The organism is Ilyomonas limi (assembly GCF_005233845.1).
GTDB lineage: Bacteria > Bacteroidota > Bacteroidia > Chitinophagales > Chitinophagaceae > Ilyomonas > Ilyomonas limi.
In genome coordinates, this window is record NZ_SZQL01000038.1 from 1 (window position 1) to 17415 (window position 17415).

11 protein-coding genes are annotated in these 17415 nt (G+C 43.3%); 3 read left to right on the forward strand and 8 right to left on the reverse strand.

Annotation, left to right across the window (positions count from 1 at the left end):
- Positions 1–321 precede the first annotated feature (321 nt).
- Both FC093_RS22955 and FC093_RS22960 read left to right on the forward strand, forming a co-directional pair.
- A complete protein-coding gene (locus FC093_RS22955) occupies positions 322–1791 on the forward strand; it encodes a phytoene desaturase family protein (protein WP_137264162.1) in 1470 nt (489 codons plus the stop codon).
- Between the two features lie 95 nt (positions 1792–1886).
- On the forward strand, positions 1887–2723 hold the full coding sequence (locus FC093_RS22960; RefSeq protein ID WP_137264163.1) for a phytoene/squalene synthase family protein: 837 nt from the start codon (positions 1887–1889) through the stop codon (positions 2721–2723).
- A 191-nt stretch (positions 2724–2914) separates the two neighbouring features.
- On the opposite strand, the gene FC093_RS22965 is transcribed toward FC093_RS22960, so the two are convergent.
- From FC093_RS22965 to FC093_RS22995, 7 genes are all read right to left on the reverse strand, one after another.
- Positions 2915–6097 (reverse strand): efflux RND transporter permease subunit, encoded by a 3183-nt coding sequence (locus tag FC093_RS22965; RefSeq protein WP_137264164.1) that lies wholly within the window; start codon positions 6095–6097, stop codon positions 2915–2917.
- A gap of 204 nt (positions 6098–6301) precedes the next feature.
- Positions 6302–7435, reverse strand: coding sequence for an efflux RND transporter periplasmic adaptor subunit (locus tag FC093_RS22970; protein ID WP_137264165.1), 1134 nt, complete (start codon positions 7433–7435; stop codon positions 6302–6304).
- A gap of 61 nt (positions 7436–7496) precedes the next feature.
- Positions 7497–8840, reverse strand: coding sequence for a TolC family protein (locus tag FC093_RS22975; RefSeq protein ID WP_137264166.1), 1344 nt, complete (start codon positions 8838–8840; stop codon positions 7497–7499).
- A gap of 207 nt (positions 8841–9047) precedes the next feature.
- Positions 9048–9668 (reverse strand): OmpH family outer membrane protein, encoded by a 621-nt coding sequence (locus FC093_RS22980; RefSeq protein ID WP_137264167.1) that lies wholly within the window; start codon positions 9666–9668, stop codon positions 9048–9050.
- A gap of 73 nt (positions 9669–9741) precedes the next feature.
- Positions 9742–10257: an OmpH family outer membrane protein gene (locus FC093_RS22985; RefSeq protein WP_137264168.1), complete on the reverse strand. Its 516-nt coding sequence runs from the start codon at positions 10255–10257 to the stop codon at positions 9742–9744.
- A gap of 222 nt (positions 10258–10479) precedes the next feature.
- Entirely contained in the window at positions 10480–13278 is a 2799-nt protein-coding gene (locus FC093_RS22990) for a BamA/OMP85 family outer membrane protein (protein WP_137264169.1), read from the reverse strand.
- Positions 13279–13574: 296 nt separating this feature from the next.
- Positions 13575–14324, reverse strand: coding sequence for an isoprenyl transferase (locus FC093_RS22995; RefSeq protein ID WP_137264170.1), 750 nt, complete (start codon positions 14322–14324; stop codon positions 13575–13577).
- A gap of 299 nt (positions 14325–14623) precedes the next feature.
- On the opposite strand from FC093_RS22995, the gene FC093_RS23000 reads away from it, so the two are divergent.
- Positions 14624–15994: a M20/M25/M40 family metallo-hydrolase gene (locus FC093_RS23000; RefSeq protein WP_137264171.1), complete on the forward strand. Its 1371-nt coding sequence runs from the start codon at positions 14624–14626 to the stop codon at positions 15992–15994.
- Positions 15995–16093: 99 nt separating this feature from the next.
- Here the strand turns inward: FC093_RS23000 and FC093_RS23005 are convergent, their stop codons facing one another.
- Positions 16094–16804: an SAM-dependent methyltransferase gene (locus FC093_RS23005; RefSeq protein WP_137264172.1), complete on the reverse strand. Its 711-nt coding sequence runs from the start codon at positions 16802–16804 to the stop codon at positions 16094–16096.
- Positions 16805–17415: the final 611 nt, after the last annotated feature.

Sequence of the window (17415 nt, forward strand, 5' to 3'; positions counted from 1 at the left end):
TGAATAAGAAATGGAAAAATTATAACCGAACTTATAGCCATCAAAAAGCAACTGTATAGCAATTACAGGACTAAAAATTATATTTGTATAACCGAATCAGGATTTATTTAATAATCTGTATAGCTATTTTAGGACGAGTCAAATAATCTGTATAGCTATTTTAGGACGAGTCATAAAGCCTGGGCAAAGCCTACCCAAAGCGTAGGTAAAGGGTAGGATAAGCGTAGTTTAAGCCTGCTCCCGGTTCTACAGTTTTTTACCCCCTTTTTCCAAAGCCGGTGTATTTTCACCTTCTCATATTACCATCATACAATTATTCCTGTGCGTAAAAAAGCAATCATCATTGGTAGCGGTTTTGCCGGTTTGTCGGCAGCCTGTTTTATGGCGAAAAAAGGCTGGCACGTGCAGGTGCTGGAAAAACACTCCATTCCCGGCGGCCGTGCAAGACAGCTAAAAGCAGGCGGTTTCACTTTCGATATGGGACCAAGCTGGTACTGGATGCCCGATGTGTTTGAACGCTTCTTCAACCAGTTTGATAAAACGGTAAGTAATTATTACAGTCTGCATAGATTAGATCCTTCGTATCGCATTTACTTTAAAGACGAGGCAATAGATATTCCGGCAAATTATGATGCGCTAAAAAGTTTGTTTGAACAATTGGAGCCTGGCAGTGGTAAGATGCTGGATACGTTTATGCACGAAGCGGCTTACAAATACCAAATAGGTATGCACAAGCTGGTGTATAAGCCCGGTTTGTCGGTAAAAGAATTTTGGGATATAGATTTAATAAAGGGTGTTTTTAAATTGGATGTTTTCAATTCACTCAAAAGCCATGTAGCAAAGCATTTCAAAAATAGCAAACTACGCGAGTTGATGGAGTTCCCGGTGTTATTTTTAGGCGCTTTGCCGCAACATATTCCTGCCTTATACAGCCTGATGAATTATGCAGATATTAAAGGCGGCACCTGGTATCCGCAAGGCGGTATGTACAGCATTGTTGAGGCTATGTGCAGCCTGGCAGCGGAGCTGGGCGTGCAGGTGTTATTTAATGAAAATGTAACCGCTATTAATATTGATAACGGGACGGCAACAAGCGTAAGCACCACCGGTAAAACCTACGAAGCCGATGTGGTAATTAGTGCCGCAGATTATCATTTTACCGAGATGCAACTATTGCCAAAGGCTTACAGGAGCTATTCGGAAAAATATTGGAGCAGCCGGGTAATGGCGCCAGGCAGCTTACTGTATTATGTGGGGTTAAATAAAAAGCTGCAAAATATTACACACCATTCTTTATTCTTCGATGCCTCCTTTGAGGAGCATGGCAAGGCGATATATAAAACAAAAGAATGGGCAAAAGACCCGCTGTTCTATGTAAGTGCTACATCTGTGACCGATAATGCTGTAGCGCCTGCCGGCTGCGAAAATTTATTTTTATTGATACCGGAAGCCGCAGGCTTAACTGGTGATACGGAGGAATTGAGGAATTATTATTTTAATAATATTCTTCAGCGATTGGAAAAGCATTTACAACAGGATGTCAGGAGCAATATCATATTTAAACAGTCTTTTGCACACAGCAATTTCATCAACGATTACAATGCTTTTAAAGGAAATGCCTACGGACTGGCAAATACACTGATGCAAACAGCTATTTTGAAACCCAAATGTAAAAGCCGCAAGGTGCACAACCTTTTTTATGCAGGTCAGCTAACGGTGCCTGGACCCGGCGTACCGCCTTCTATAATAAGTGGCGAAATTGTTGCAGGAGTAATCAATCAACTTTTTTAAACAGCCCCGTTCTAAGGAAAAACATTAAATGGTTTAAAAAGGTGTGAAGTAATTTATTTTAAACCCGTCTTTTTAATTATTCCGTATATACCATTATGATAGTCCTGTTTCATAAAGTAAGTGAGCAGTGCAGTAAGCTGACCACACAGACTTACAGTACCTCTTTTGCATCGTCTATACGGCTGCTGCACAAAGATTTACAGGCGCCAATACACAATATCTACGGTTTTGTGCGTTTTGCCGATGAAATTGTAGATACGTTTCATGATTATGATAAAATAACGCTGTTGAGTGAGTTTAAGCGTGAAACATACGCTGCCATTGAGCGTGGCATTAGTTTGAATCCTATACTACATAGCTTTCAGCGCGCAGTGCATACATATGGGATAACGACAAATCTGATTGATGCTTTTTTTAAAAGCATGGCGATGGATATTGACAAAACACAATACGACACGGCTGCCTATAGTGAATATATCTATGGTAGTGCTGAAGTAGTGGGGCTGATGTGCCTGCATGTGTTTTGCAATGGGGATACTGAAAAATACAGCTATTTAAAGTCTTATGCGCAGAGCCTTGGCGCAGCTTTTCAGAAAGTGAATTTTTTACGCGATTTACGTGCCGATTATTTGCAACTGAACAGAGTTTATTTTCCTTATTGTGATTTCAACAATTTTACGCATACAGATAAAATGAATATTGAAAAAGATATTCAAAAAGACTTTGATCATGCTTATGAAGGCATCATACAGTTGCCACTTAAGGCAAGGTTTGGTGTGTATGTAGCGTATAAATATTACCTCTCCCTATTCCGGAAAATAAAGCAATTACATCCGCAAAGCGTAATGCAGCAGCGCATTCGTATTCCTGATTATTACAAAGCCGTAATACTGGCAAAAGCAAGTGTAAGAAACAGATTGAATATGATATAAGTTCACAAAAGCTTTGAAAGTGCAGCTTATTCTCACCGCCTGCTCTTCACCAGGTCTTACTCAGTTTTATAAAAAGTAAAGCGCCCGCTTGTGGGGCGCTTTACTTTTTATAAATATCAAATAAATAATACCATTTTCAATTAAGGAGCATCTATGCTGTCTAACAGTTGCTCACAGTCCGCAGCATTTCTTTACGCTGCCGGTGCATTGTTTTTCTCTCTTTCTTCTTTAGCTGCCTGTATCTCTGCCAGTTTCTTTTTGGTGTAAGCCACTCTCGAGATTAATACAAACAGGAGCGGTACTACAAAAATGCCCAGCAGGGTAGCAGCCAGCATACCACCCAGCACTGTCCAGCCAATAGTAGCGCGGGCTACACCACCGGCACCGGAAGCAAAGGCAAGTGGCAATACACCCAGTATAAACGCCGCTGATGTCATGATGATCGGACGCAGGCGAAGCTTAACCGCCTGGAGCGTGGCGGGTATAAATGGCATACCCATATCCACTCTTTCCTTCGCAAACTCCACGATCAGAATAGCATTTTTTGCCGCTAACCCAATAAGGGTAATCAAGCCTATCTGCGCATAAATATTATTGCTGAGGCGTGGTATAAGCACCAGCGTAAGAATAGCACCAAACATACCAATAGGTACTGCCAGCAACACCGAAAAAGGAACAGCCCAACTTTCGTACAATGCTGCAAGAAACAAGAACACGAAGAGTATAGATAAGGCAAAAATAACAGACGAAGTATTACCACTCTGCACTTCCTGTCGGCTAAGTCCGGAAAACTCATATCCATATCCTGCCGGCAATACCTCGGCCGCTACTTCGCGCAGTGCATTAATAGCATCGCCGCTGCTGTAGCCATCTTTGGTGCCGCCGTTAAACTCTGCCGTGCGGAAGAGGTTGTAATGCGAAATTAATGGCGCACTCTCCGATACCTGGTAGCTTACTACGGTACTCAGCGGCATCATCGTTCCTTCAGAATTGCGTACATAATACTGATTCAGGTCTTTAATATCGGCACGAAAAGTGGTATCGGCCTGGGCCACTACTCTGAAATTCCTGCCATAAATAGAAAAGTCATTTACATAGCGGCTGCCCATAAGCGTCTGTATAGTACTGTACACATCCGTAAGTGATACGCCCAGCTTTTTACACTTTTCTCTATCTACCGTCAGCCTGTAATTGGGGGTTTGGGCAGTAAAGAACGTGAACACCCTTTCCAATTCGGGCCGCTGATTAGCAGCTATCATAAAGCGTTTAACCACCTGTGCAAACTGTTGTATACTATCGGTAGACTGGCGCTGCTGCAATTCGAAAGTAAAACCGCCGGTTGCGCCCAATCCCGGAACGGATGGCGGCGACACCACGATGATATTAGCACCTTTTATAGATGTAAATTTCCGTTGCAAAGTGGCTATCAGTCCCTGCGCATGAAGGGTGTCTGCTTTGCGCTCGCTCCACGGCTCCAACTGGCAAAATACCGTACCGCTGTTGCTTTTTGCACCGCCGGTAAGAAAGTTGTATCCGCCCAATGCTGCAAAATGCTGAATGCCTTTAGTGTTTTTCAAAATATTCATTACACTATCTACTACCTCTATGCTGCGCGTAGTAGAAGAAGCTTCTGGCAACTCAACGCTCATGATAAGGCGGCCTTCATCTTCATTGGGTATAAAGCCAGTGGCTTTGCTTTTAAACAAAAAGAAAGTGCCTACAAACACACACAGCAAAATAACGACAGCTAAACGTGAGCCTTTGATTACTTTTTGTACGCCACTGGTATATCTGTTGGTTACCCTGTTAAACCAGGTGTTGAATTTATAAAAGAATTTATTCAGTCCCTTAGAGCCTTTGTCCATGTGCGACGGGCGAAGTAATAAAGTACATAGTGCCGGCGTGAGCGACAAGGCTACAAAAGCAGATATGAGCACCGAAATAGCAATGGTAATAGCAAACTGCTGGTACAGCCTGCCCACAATGCCCGGTATAAAACCTACCGGCACAAATACCGCAGCCAATATAAGCGCAATAGCTACTACAGGTCCGGAAATATCTTTCATTGCTTTTTGGGTAGCCTCTTTGGCAGATATGCCTTCGGTATCTATATAATGCTGCACCGCCTCTACCACTACAATGGCATCATCCACCACAATACCAATTGCCAGCACAAAGCCAAACATGGTAAGTGTATTAATGGTAAAGCCAAGTGGTAAGAAAAAGGCAAACGTGCCGATGATGGACACCGGAATGGCTAATATAGGAATAAGTGTTGCGCGCCAGCTTTGCAAAAAGAGGAACACTACAACTGTTACCAGCGCTAATGCTTCCAGCAAAGTAGTTATTACTTCATCAATAGATACGCGTACTACTGTTACCGACTCAAACGGCACTACGTAATCTATATCTTTTGGAAACGCCTTTTTCAGTTCCTCCATTTTTGCATACACCCCGTCGGCCACGTCTAGTGCATTGCTGCCCGGTGCCTGGAATATGAGCAGGTAAGAGGCTCTTTTGCCATCTACAAAAGAGTTGCTGTTGTAGCTGAATTTACCCAAAGCTACGCGGGCCACATCTTTCAGATATAGCAGCGAGCCATCGGCAGGGTTGGTGCGGATAATCACGTTTCTAAACTGCTCCTCGGTACTTAAGCGACTGTTGGTAAGTACGGTGTATTCAAATGCCTGGCTGCTCGGCTGTGGCGATGAGCCTACCGAGCCCGCTGCTATCTGTACATTTTGTTCCTGCAGGGCAGCAACCACTTCGCTGGTGGTGATGTTTAATTGCGCCAGCTTATCGGGATTGAGCCAGATGCGCATACTAAAGTCATCGGCACGGGTAAAAATATCACCCACACCATCTACGCGCTTGAGCGCATCCTGTACATACAGGTTGGTATAATTATCTACAAACGGAACACCGTGGGAACCATTTGGCGAGTACATGGCAACCAGCATCAGAAGGCTGGGATTACGCTTGCGGGTGGTAACGCCAAGCCGCGTTACATCGGATGGCAACTGCGGCGCTGCAATACTCGCGCGGTTTTGAATATCCAATGCGGCAATATCGGGGTTGGTGCCCACTTTGAGCGATACGGTAATGTTGGAACGGCCATCATTGGTGCTCGCGCTGGAAATGTAGTCCATGCCCGGCGTACCATTGATTTGCGTTTCTAATGGTGTAGTCACCGTTTGCTCTACCGTTTGCGCATCGGCGCCGGTGAATGTGCCCGTTACGTTTACAGTGGGCGGCGAAATATCAGGGTATTGACTAATAGGTAAATTGAGGATAGCCAATATCCCAATTAACAAGATAACCACCGACGTAACGATTGCCGTAACCGGCCGCCGGATAAAAGTATCTGCAATCATAAGTTATATATTCTTTCCTTGTGCTTGAATGTTTAAAAAACTACATGGTAGTTGGTGTGAGTTTTCAGCCTTCATCAGTTCCTGTCAGTTATCTGTCAAAAATGCTTCTGTTTTAATTCTGTTCTTCCACGCTTCTTTTTACCTGTTACTCCTTATAATTAGCTGTTTTACTCACACCATTTACTACCAATATCTCCTGTCATTCTATTTCCTGCCTGTTGTATCTGCATTGGTTTTTACCACTGCTCCTTCTCTAAGTTTTTGTATGCCGGTAGTTACTATTTCTTCATTGGGCTGCAAGCCGTCTTTTACAATTACATCTTCGTCTATACGCTGTCCCAGCGTTACTTTACGTTCCGTTACTTTGCTGCTATCACCCACTACATACACAAAGTATTCCCCCATCTGCTCTGTCACAGCTTTAAACGGAATTAGTATTTGCTCCGTTCCGCTGTTGTTTTTTACCCGCACGTTACAACTCATGCCAGGGCGCAATACATTGTTTTTATTGGTAAAAACGAGCCGTACTCTAATGGTTCCTGTTTGCGGGTCAACGGCACGATCCACTACCGATAGTTGCCCTGGCACCGGGTAAACAGAACCGTCGGATAAAACCAGGGTAAAAGTAGAATCAGCATGATGAGTGCCCTGCCGCTGCAATTCCATAAAGCGGGGTATGCTCTTTTGATCTACGGCAAAGTCAACAGCCATTGGATTATCTGCCGAAATTGTATTGAGTACCAGGGTGCCCGGCGAAACGGCTGCGCCTACTTTTACCTGCGATATACCAATAGTGCCGGTAAGCGGCGCATAAATGGTAGAATACCTAAGGTTGGTACCTACTGCACTTACATTGGCTTGCTGGGCAGCCACCTGACTTTTAGCAGTGTTAAGGTCGGCTAAAGCATGTTCCAGCGTTTGGCGGGCAATGGCATCCTGCTCCGCCAGTTGCTGGTAACGTTCCGCATCTTGCTGGGCACGTGCCATATTAGCTTTAGCCACATTAAGGTTAGCAACGGCTTGTTCATACGTGCCACGGTATTGCTGCTGGTCTATGCTGTACAGTTTTTGTCCTTTGGTTACGTGCTGCCCGTCCTGAAAGTAAATGCCGGTGATATAGCCAGATACCTGCGGGCGTATCTGTACCTCTGTAAGGGCAGTAATAGTTGCCGGGTATTGATCGTAATATACTGCATTACCTTGCCGCACAGCAGTAACACCTACCGCAATGGCAGGGGGTGGCTGCTGCGCCGCAGTATCATCTTTTTTATTGCCACAGGCTATCAGCAAACCAGTACTAATGATAACCACAGCTATTGTTGAAAACGGATATTTCATGGTTGTTGCTCGTATTATAATTTGTGAATGACGCTCTATGAGGTTGAATAAATTTTTTGTCTTACGGATAAGTAATAGTACCCAATGCCTGCTGCACATCCAATTTACTGATGAGTACATTATATAACGCATTGGTATAATTGACCTGTGCGGTGCGCAAATCGTTTTCTGCCAGTATCACATCCAGATAGGTTTTAATACCTGCCTTGTACTGTAACTGAATGGTATTGTACACCTCAGTGGCAATTGCCACATTTTCTTTTAATGTGGTATAATTATAATAATCCGATTTGTAATTAGCCAATGCCTGTGCATATTCGGTACTGATGTTATCCTTTAAAGAAACAAAATCCCAATCTATGCGTTTGAGTTGCAACTCGGCAGTACGTATCTGGTACACCCTTTTAAAACCCTGGAAAATGGGAATACTAACAGATAATCCTGCGTAAGAGTTAGGGAAAGAGCGCGTGTATAAGTCTTTAAAATTTTCGTTGAGGTAAGCAAGATTGTAATTGCCAAAAGCAGACACAGTAGGCAAAAAGCTCCACTTATTGTATTTAAGGTTGGCTTTTGCCAGGCTTTGCTGTGTTTGCAGCAACTTGTATTCTATCCGATCTTCGTACCGTACCTGTTGAAGTGTATCCAATACCGCATCCTGCTCCATTTGTGAAGAATCGTATTGCAGCGTTAACGGCCCGTTTTGCGGGTAACCCATCAGGTATTTGAGGTTAGCATACTTAGCTGTTAACTGTTCTTCGTAACCTCTTTTTTGGGCTTTGCTGTTGTTGAGCGCAATGGTAGCGCGTTTGTAATCTATCTTATCTACAATACCGCCCTTATACTGGTTATAAGCATCCTGCAGGCTGCGGGTGAGGCGTGCAATATCATCTTCCAGTAGTGCAATTTGCTGTTGCGTAGCCAATATATCGTAGAAGGCTTTGCTTACCGCTACGGTAATGCCAATTTTTGTGTTAGCAGTCTGTTGCTTTGCCTGAAGCCGTACATCGCCGGCAGTGCGTGAAGCCAGCAATACATCGCGGTTGAAAATATTTTGCGATAAAGACAAACTAAGCGTGGAAATATTGCGCACTCCCGTTTGAATGATCTGTCTCTTGCCGGTAGAATCGGCGGTAAGTGCTGTAGAAGGCAATTGAAAATAATGTTGATAATTTCCCGTAAATCCAATTTGCGGATACCAGTCTGCCAGCCGGCTTTTTATTTCGCTGTTTACAATATCTTCATCTATCAGTGCTTGCTGCACCTGCGGCTGGTTGTCAAGCGCATACTGCACGCAGCTTTGCAAGGTAGCCTGCTGTAGCAGCGAGTCGCGCACAGGTTGCGCCTGTGTAGTTTGTACTATACAAAATAACAATATTGCGTATATAACAATCCGGTTCACTTTCATAGTTATTCGTTCTTACAAATAGTTTTACTATCCAAAATTGGGGCATTCTTAGTGCAGGCAAACGTAGATTCGGTGTATTTGAAAAAAGGGTAGGCAAAGGTAAAGTGTAATTGGTGAATAAATCAAACGTTTGTTTAATTTTATGAAAACAAAAAAGCCATAGCGCAATGCGCTATGGCTTATATAGGTAAGTTTAATAACTGTTTATTATTTTGGCTTGGTAGCCGTACCTGTAGCCGGTTTGGTAGTAGTACCTGTACCGGTAGTTGCTGGTTTTGCATCGGGGTCATCGCCCAAAACCAGCAACTCCTGTGGAAGCTCAGTCAACTTCAATTCTTTTGCTACTGATACAAACAGGTTGTCAATAGGAAAACCTGCTTCGTAAGTCTGCGGCTTCAGGATGATGGTATATTTCTTATTAGCCAATACTTTTTTATAGGCATCTACTACCTGCTCGTACAAGGGCTGTGCAAGCTCGCCGGTTTTAGCGTTGGATTTTTGCTGTGCATACTGCTGCCAGTACACCAGTTTCATACCTATTTGCTGGCGCTGGGTATTGCTGTAGTCCAGAACGGCCTGCGATTTTTTAGCGGCAGAATCAGCTTTCCAGGTGCTATCCAAACGACGATATTCATTATTCAAAATCTGGTATTCTGTACCGAGTGAATCGCGCTGATATATTTGTACCAGGCTATCCACTCTCGCATAGCCGGGCATTGCCTGTACCATATAATCAATATCAAATACGCCTACTTTCACCTGCGCGCCGGCTTTTCCTGCAAATAATACTGCCACTACAACGAGCAGCGAAAAGAACACTTTTTTCATTTTTGTTTTTGTTTTTTATCAACCGGCGAAGGTCCGGCTTCCTTTTGTTTTTGAGATGATTTAACTATTATGATTAACTCTTTATACCTAATTCGCGAAGCACTTCATCGCTTTTGTCCAGTTTTGGGTCGGCAAATATAACCGTAATTCCCTCACTTTTATCCAGTATGAAATCGTAGCTGTGCGCTGCTGCAATTTTTTGCACGGCATTATATACTTTATCCTGGATGGGTTTTACCAGCTTTTGCCTTTCGGTAAATAAATCTCCCTGGTAGCCAAAGCGCCTTTTTTGCAAGTCGCGCACTTCTTTTTCTTTATTAAACAATTCATCCTCACGCTTCTTTTTTAATTCATCGCTCAGCATATATTGCTCGGCATCGTAATCCTTATACATTTTGTCCAGTTCTGCCTGGCGGGCATCTATTTCTTTCTGCCACTGATCGCTTATCTGTTGCAGCTTCGTATCGGCATCTTTATATTCGGGCATTTTATCCAAAATATATTTTGTATCAATCACTGCATAGCGCTGCGCAAAAGAGCTTGCCGAAAGGAGCATTACACTGCATACAATAAGAAAAAGCTTCTTCATAACGGTTATTTTTTGCAATATAATTTTTTATGAAATGCAATTGCCAATATTAACGCTATTTTTCAGCGGGTGGCAGATAGCAATGACGGTTGGCGGCATATAGAGCAGACTTGCCTTACACTTCGTGCATCGCACACATTGTAATTCGTACATCCACAAACAAATCCGCGCCTTCAGTCCGTGTCATTTGTGTGCTATTAAATCTAACACCGTACATACTCCTTATTCCGGTTCATAACCCAGCATAAAGGTAAAGCGGCCGGCATCTTTCAGTGAAGTATTAGGTCCAAGCCTGTCTAAACCAATACCATAGTCGAAGCCCAGCAAGCCAAACATGGGCAGGTAAAAGCGCATGCCCAAACCCACTGAACGACGCAACTGAAACGGATTGTATTCTTTGAAATTGTACCAGCCGTTAGCCGCCTCAAAAAATGCCAAGCCGTAAATAGTGCTGCTGGGGTTAAGACTTAACGGATAGCGAAGTTCTAAAGTGTATTTATTAAAAATAGTAAAGTATTGCGAAGCGCCGGTCTGATCGGGATTGATCTTCGGGTTAGAGTTTTCGTACACCGGATAGCCACGCTGCGAAATAATATCATAACCCAATAATGCATAGCTGTTGCTCAACCCGGCATCGCCCAACTGGAAGCGCTCAAATGGTGAAATCTGCAGGTTGTGATTGTAGCGGCCAATAAAGCCATATTTAGCGGCTGCTTTCAATACAAACTGCTGATTTTTGTCGGCACCTCTTGCCCTGCCCAGCGGCACATACCACTCGCCGGTAAAACGCCATTTGTGGTATTCAATCCACTTATAAGGGTTAATATCGGTAGTAATATTCGGATCAAGCAAAGACCATGGGGGTGTAAGCTGCAGGCTCATCAAAAAGTTGGAACCACTCCTCGGAAAGATAGGTGCATCTACCGATGAACGCTGCAATGCAAAACGAATGTTCAGGTTATTGGAAATACCGTTGTTGAAAATAGAGTCGTTCTTCAAATAGAGATTGTACGATATAGCGTAATTTTTAAGCTTATAGCGCGAATAGCTAAGTGTAGTGGTAAAAGAAAAATAATCATCCGGCCACTTCAACTGCTTGCCTAAGCCAAGTGATAAACCTGTTGTTCTGAAGTAGGAAGAATCGCCCTTTGACCGCACATACGTACCATACGTTGGCGAGTAAGGATTGTAGTCGTACGCATTGGAGTATTTGGTATCGTACAAGCCTACTGACAAGGAATTGCGCTTTTTACCGCCCAGCCAGGGTTCGGTAAACGATATATTGTACGAGCGGTAAGCACGGCCATTGCTCTGGAAACGGACACTCAGTTTTTGACCATCGCCTACCGGAAGCGGATCCCATGCTTCTTTGTGGAAAATATTTTTAATAGAGAAGTTATTGAACGAAACACCCAGCGTGCCGGTAAGCCCGATGCCACCACCAAAACCGGCACTCAGCTCCAACTGGTCGCTCGATTTTTCTTCTACCTGCCAGTTGATGTCCACGGTTCCGTCTTCGGGGTTTGGAACAGGTGTTGGGGTAATTTTTTCCTGGTTAAAAAATCCAAGGTTGGCTATTTCGCGAATGGAACGAATAATGTCGCTGCGGCTGTATTTCTCACCTGGCAATGTTCTCAGCTCGCGGCGGATAACGTACTCTTTGGTTTTTTCATTACCTGAAATACGTACATTTTTCCAGGTAGCTACCGGACCTTCCTGAATATGTATTTTATAATCTATCGTATCGTTGTAAATAGCGGTTTCTTCGGCATTTGCCTGGAAGAAAAGATAGCCTTCATCGCTGTACAAATCGGAGATGCCACCACCATCTGCCGATTGTGCTTTACCCAGCTTTTTATTCAGTAAATCAAGGTTATATACATCGCCTTTCTTAATGCCTAAGATGGTAGTGAGGAGCGAATCGTTGTACTTGGTATTGCCCTGCCAGGTGATGTTGCCAAAATAGTATTTATGTCCTTCGGAGAGTTTAACAGACACTACAAGGTTGCCTTTGCTATTGTATTGCGCCGGGTTATCAGCCACAATCACCGCATCGCGGTAGCCAAGCGAGTTGTAATACTCAATGAGCTTTTCCTTGTCTTCCTGGTATTTCTTTTCGTTGAATTTTGCCGATGCAAAGGTGAGCCGCACATAAGGATTGAGTACTTCTTTGGTTTTGGTAAAGCTTAAAAACCCTTTGTCGTTGAGGTAATCGCTGAAGGTGTATTTTTTAGCATCCAACCTAAAGGAATCCTGTGGCGGAAAAAGGGTAAGGCGTGTCATTTCCTTAGTACCTTTCATTTGCTTTTTCAGCTTGGCATCCGGTACGGTATTGCCAAAGAAATAAATATCGCTGATTTTTATTTTTTCGCCTTTATCTACATTAAACACCAATACCTGCGAGTTGACCAGCGACGTGTCTTTCTTTTCGCTGATATTCACCGCTACGGCGCGGTAGCCTTTGTCGGAATAATACTTGGAAATGGCATCTATCGCACTGCGTTTCATGGCTTCGGTAATCACCCGGCCTTTTACCAATCCACTCTTTGTCTTCAGGTCGTCTATTTCGCCTTTACCCACGCCTTTAAACTGGAAATCGGCAAGCCGCGGACGTTCCTGCACATGTATTTCTATGTAAATATTATCACCTTCGAGCCGGGTAATATAAATTTCCACATTGCTGAAATAATTTTGAGACCACAGTTTTTGAATGGCTTTAGCAAAATTGTCGCCACCCGGAATGATCACTTCATCGCCAACTGTAAGTCCTGAAATAGATACCAGTAAAGCCTGATCGAAATAGCGGTTGCCGGTAACAGTAATGCCGGTAATTTTATAGCGTTTTTGTCCTTTTTGATTGAAGATATTCAGCAGGTCGGCATCTACCGAGGTTACAGGCTGTACGGTAGTATCTGCTGTTTGGGCTGCAGAGTCGGCAACCGGAAGTTGCTGCGCACTACTTTTCTTATAAATGAAACCGGTTACTACAACCAGCAATAAAAACCTGCACACCTGCTGCATCCTGATGGGTATTTGTTGAATGATGTTTATACCATGAAAAGCAAGAGTAATAATACCCTTACAGTTATTTTGGTAAGGGCGGCAAATTAGCGGGGATTATTGAAAACTGTTTGTTAAAGTAAAATGGGCTAACAGCAAGGGAATAAGGGAGTTGAAGCACAAGCGGTTAGCTACAAGCTGCAGGCAAAGAAAAGCTGTGAGTCACGGGCTATGAGCCATAGAAACACAAACTTCGGGGAAAGGGCTTGTAGCTTGTACTTTGCAGGCTGATCTTTAAATCTTCTATTCCTTAAATCTTATACCTTTTTTAGCTGCTCACTTGTTTTGCCAAAGCGTCTTTCGCGGTGCTGATAATCGAGCAGGGCTTCTATCAAATCTTTTTTACGGAAATCGGGCCAGCGGGTATTGGTAAAATATAGTTCTGCATACGCCAACTGGTACAGCAAAAAATTAGAGATGCGGTATTCGCCGCTCGTTCTTATCATCAGTTCCGGATCGGGAAAATCGCTGGTGCACAGGTAGTGCTCCAACGTATCCTGGTCAATGGATGCCGGTTCTAACTTGCCCTCGTGCACATCGGTAGCTATTTGTTTAACGGCTTGCACCAGTTCCCAACGGCTGCTGTAGCTCAATGCCATAATAAGATTAAGCCCGGTGTTGACACTTGTTTCCTGCAGTGCTTCGTTCAATGCTTTGCGGGCTCCATCGGGCAGCATAGCCGTATCGCCAATTACATGCAGGCGGATATTGTTTTTATTAAGCGTGGGTACTTCTTTACGAATGGTGTCTATCAGTAATTCCATCAGTCCGGTTACTTCCTGTTGCGGGCGATCCCAGTTTTCGGTACTGAAGGCATATAAGGTAAGGTATTCAATACCCAATTCAGCAGCGCCTTCTACCACATTGCGCACGCTTTCTACACCGTGATAATGACCGTAAAGCCGGTCCTGACCTTTTTCTTTTGCCCAGCGGCCATTGCCATCCATGATAATAGCAACATGACGTGGCAAGCGTTGCTTATCTAACTGATTGAGCTGGTTGTTCAATTGTAAAGGAATTTAATAAGAAGCCCGCAAAAATAGTGAAATAGGAGGGTAGGCGCGGAATAGATTTTATTAAAATTAACAGACTGGTTGCTGATAGCGTGAGAAGCCGGTTAAGAATAATTATTTTAACCGCAAGGAACACGAAGAATATAATATAATAATAGCATACTTCGCGTAATGTTAAATCTTTGCACTTTCGCATTTCCCATTCCTTTACTATCTCCAACAATCTTTAATTATTAATGAATGTGTGAGCATATAAATTTTTAAGAAATTGCACGCTGTCTTTACATTGCGGCATGAAAAAAATCCTCTTTCTATCCCTTTTTCTTCCGGCAATCATTCATGCACAATCAGATGATTCCGTTTTTATTCATCAGTTATCAAACTATATACTGTCCAGTGATTCGCCGTACAACGATTTATTTTACCTGACAAAGCGCATTGGTGGCAGACTCGCCGGCTCGCCGCAAATGGTGCAGGCAGAAGCGTGGGGCGCCAAAACATTGCAGCAGGCAGGTGCCGATGCGGTATTTGCACAAGCCTGCCAGGTGCCGCATTGGGTACGTGGTGGTAAGGACAAAGCTGCCGTGTCTTTTGTAACTAATGGAGGTCAAAAACAAAGTAAAGCCATTGCTGTCCTGGCATTAGGCAATTCTGTAGGTACAGGACCACAAGGCATTATTGCGCCAGTGTTAAGAGTAAAATCTTTTGATGATCTGGAAAGTAAAAAAGACAGCGTAAAGGGTAAGATTGTTTTTTATGATGTGCCTTTTGATGATACACTGGTATTTACTTTTAGGGCTTATGGCAAAAATGTTATCTACCGCGGGCAAGGTGCCAGCCGTGCTGCCAAATATGGTGCGCTGGCAGTGCTGGTGCGCTCTATGAGCAACAGCGTAGATAATTATCCGCATACGGGCTCGATGCACTACACCGATAGCCTGCCCAAAATTCCGGCTGCTGCAGTGGGCTTGCGCGATGTAAAATATATTGACAGTTTATTTGATGCCGGTAAAGCAGTATCTGCCAGCTTGTTTACATATGGAAAAATGCTACCCGATACAACAGGACATAATATTATTGGTGAATTAAAAGGTCAGGATAATGGTATTATAACAATAGGCGGTCACTTAGATAGCTGGGATGTAAATGAAGGCGCTACCGACGATGGTGCCGGTATTGTACAAACGATAACGATATTGCGCGCCTTTAAAGCATTGAATTATCAGCCAAAGCACACCATACGTTTTGTGTTGTTTGCCAATGAAGAAAACGGCACACGCGGTGCAAAAAAATATGCAGAAGCAGCCAAAGAAGCTAACGAAAAACATTTGTTTGCATTGGAAAGTGATGCCGGTGGTTTTACACCCAGAGGTTTTTCGTTAATGGCGGCTGACAGCGTGATTGATAAACTGAATAGCTGGCTGCCACTCTTCAAGTTGTATGGTGTAACCGATTTTGTAAATGAAGGCGCCGGCGCCGATGTTACGCCATTATATACTTTGTTGAATACGCCAGTTGCGGAATTGCGCCCGGATAGCCAGCGGTATTTTGATGTGCATCATGCGCCCAATGATGTATTGGAAAATGTGAACATCCGTGAGTTGAAGTTGGGGGCTATTAATATGGCTGCGCTGATTTATTTAATAGATAAGTATGGGCTGTAATTTTTACTTTTCACCGCAGAAAACAAGAGTAAATGGAGCTTACGCAGAGAGAAATCCGCTGCGTAAACTCTGTGCCTTAGCTCTCTGCGGTGAAAAATTTTACCCTGCATACAATAAGAAAATAGCGGGTCGCTTATGTAATTGCGGCAATGCGTCTTTCTTCCATGCAGCAACAGTTTTGGTGATAATACTTTCGGTAGCTGCGGTAATATCAGCTGCAATGCAAAATTTTGTTTGTGGCTGGAGCGTTTGCAACATATCCTGTACTAAGGTATTATTGCGGTAAGGGGTTTCAATAAATAGTTGTGTGCAATGGCGTTTGTGCGAATCTGTTTCCAATTCTTTCAACTTCTTTTTTCGTTCTACGTTGTCAATAGGCAGGTAGCCGTGAAATTGGAAACACTGTCCGTTCATGCCGCTTGCCATGAGGGCGAGTAAAATAGAACTTGGGCCAACCAACGGTTTTACGGTAGCGCCAATTGACTGGGCTGCTGCAACTAATAACTGTCCGGGATCGGCAATACCGGGGCAACCTGCCTCGCTGATGATGCCAATAATTTTGTTTTGCTGCAAGTTGGCGATAAATGTTTTTTGTACTTCTTCTTCCGCTTTGTGGATGGTGTGCCATTGATAATCATCTATCACCATGTTGCGCCACAATTTTTTTAAATAACGCCTTGCGGTTCTTTCGTTTTCTACAAAAAAAACAGTGCAGTTTTTTACTGCATCTATAATGTAAGCAGGAATGGTTTGCACCGCTTGTTCATCGTCGTGCAAAACGGTAGGAATCAAATACACAGTGCCGGGCATATTGAAGTAGTTGACAGTTGTTTGAATGACAGTTGACAGCGCGTGAAAGATAGGAAGAGTTGTGGAGATGATTGGATTATCAATACTGAAGAGGAAGGAAACTTTTTACCATCTTTTATTTCACAGCGCACTGTGCTAACACTTGAAGTAGGCGGAATAGAATTATTAGAAGAAATAATTTTGGCTGAATTGTTTTTTGAGTTGCAAGAAATTAAAGTTATAAATGCTACGAAAAATAGATGTGGCATGAAGTGTCAAGATAAAATTACTGCCAACGTTTCGGTATTGCCGATACTTAGGCATCGGAGTTACGTCCTTTAGATTTGTTTTTACAAATACTGGCAATGAGTTATTGTTGGTAATATCCTTTCCTTTCATACATAATGTAACTTGTTCAATAAACTAACCGGTGGCGGCAGCGCATTAGGAGTTACGTAGGGATAAGGACCCATCAGCATAAATGTAGAATAAAAAGGTGAATAGCATTATGACCCGTCCTGAAAAAAGTTGACTGGTTTTAGTTAATAATCCTGTTATTGGTTGATGAAGATAATACATCCTGAATAAGGTTGATTTTTTTGTTGTTTGCCCGTGCGTTGGCAAAAATATTT

What these genes read in the sequence shown, in the direction of transcription:
- FC093_RS22970 (WP_137264165.1), bottom strand. Translation starts at nt 7,435, where the DNA reads ATGAAATATCCGTTTTCAACAATAGCTGTGGTTATCATTAGTACTGGT.
- FC093_RS22960 (WP_137264163.1), top strand. Translation starts at nt 1,887, where the DNA reads ATGATAGTCCTGTTTCATAAAGTAAGTGAGCAGTGCAGTAAGCTGACC.
- FC093_RS22965 (WP_137264164.1), bottom strand. Translation starts at nt 6,097, where the DNA reads ATGATTGCAGATACTTTTATCCGGCGGCCGGTTACGGCAATCGTTACG.
- FC093_RS23000 (WP_137264171.1), top strand. Translation starts at nt 14,624, where the DNA reads ATGAAAAAAATCCTCTTTCTATCCCTTTTTCTTCCGGCAATCATTCAT.
- FC093_RS22980 (WP_137264167.1), bottom strand. Translation starts at nt 9,668, where the DNA reads ATGAAAAAAGTGTTCTTTTCGCTGCTCGTTGTAGTGGCAGTATTATTT.
- FC093_RS22985 (WP_137264168.1), bottom strand. Translation starts at nt 10,257, where the DNA reads ATGAAGAAGCTTTTTCTTATTGTATGCAGTGTAATGCTCCTTTCGGCA.
- FC093_RS23005 (WP_137264172.1), bottom strand. Translation starts at nt 16,804, where the DNA reads ATGCCCGGCACTGTGTATTTGATTCCTACCGTTTTGCACGACGATGAA.
- FC093_RS22975 (WP_137264166.1), bottom strand. Translation starts at nt 8,840, where the DNA reads ATGAAAGTGAACCGGATTGTTATATACGCAATATTGTTATTTTGTATA.
- FC093_RS22990 (WP_137264169.1), bottom strand. Translation starts at nt 13,278, where the DNA reads ATGCAGCAGGTGTGCAGGTTTTTATTGCTGGTTGTAGTAACCGGTTTC.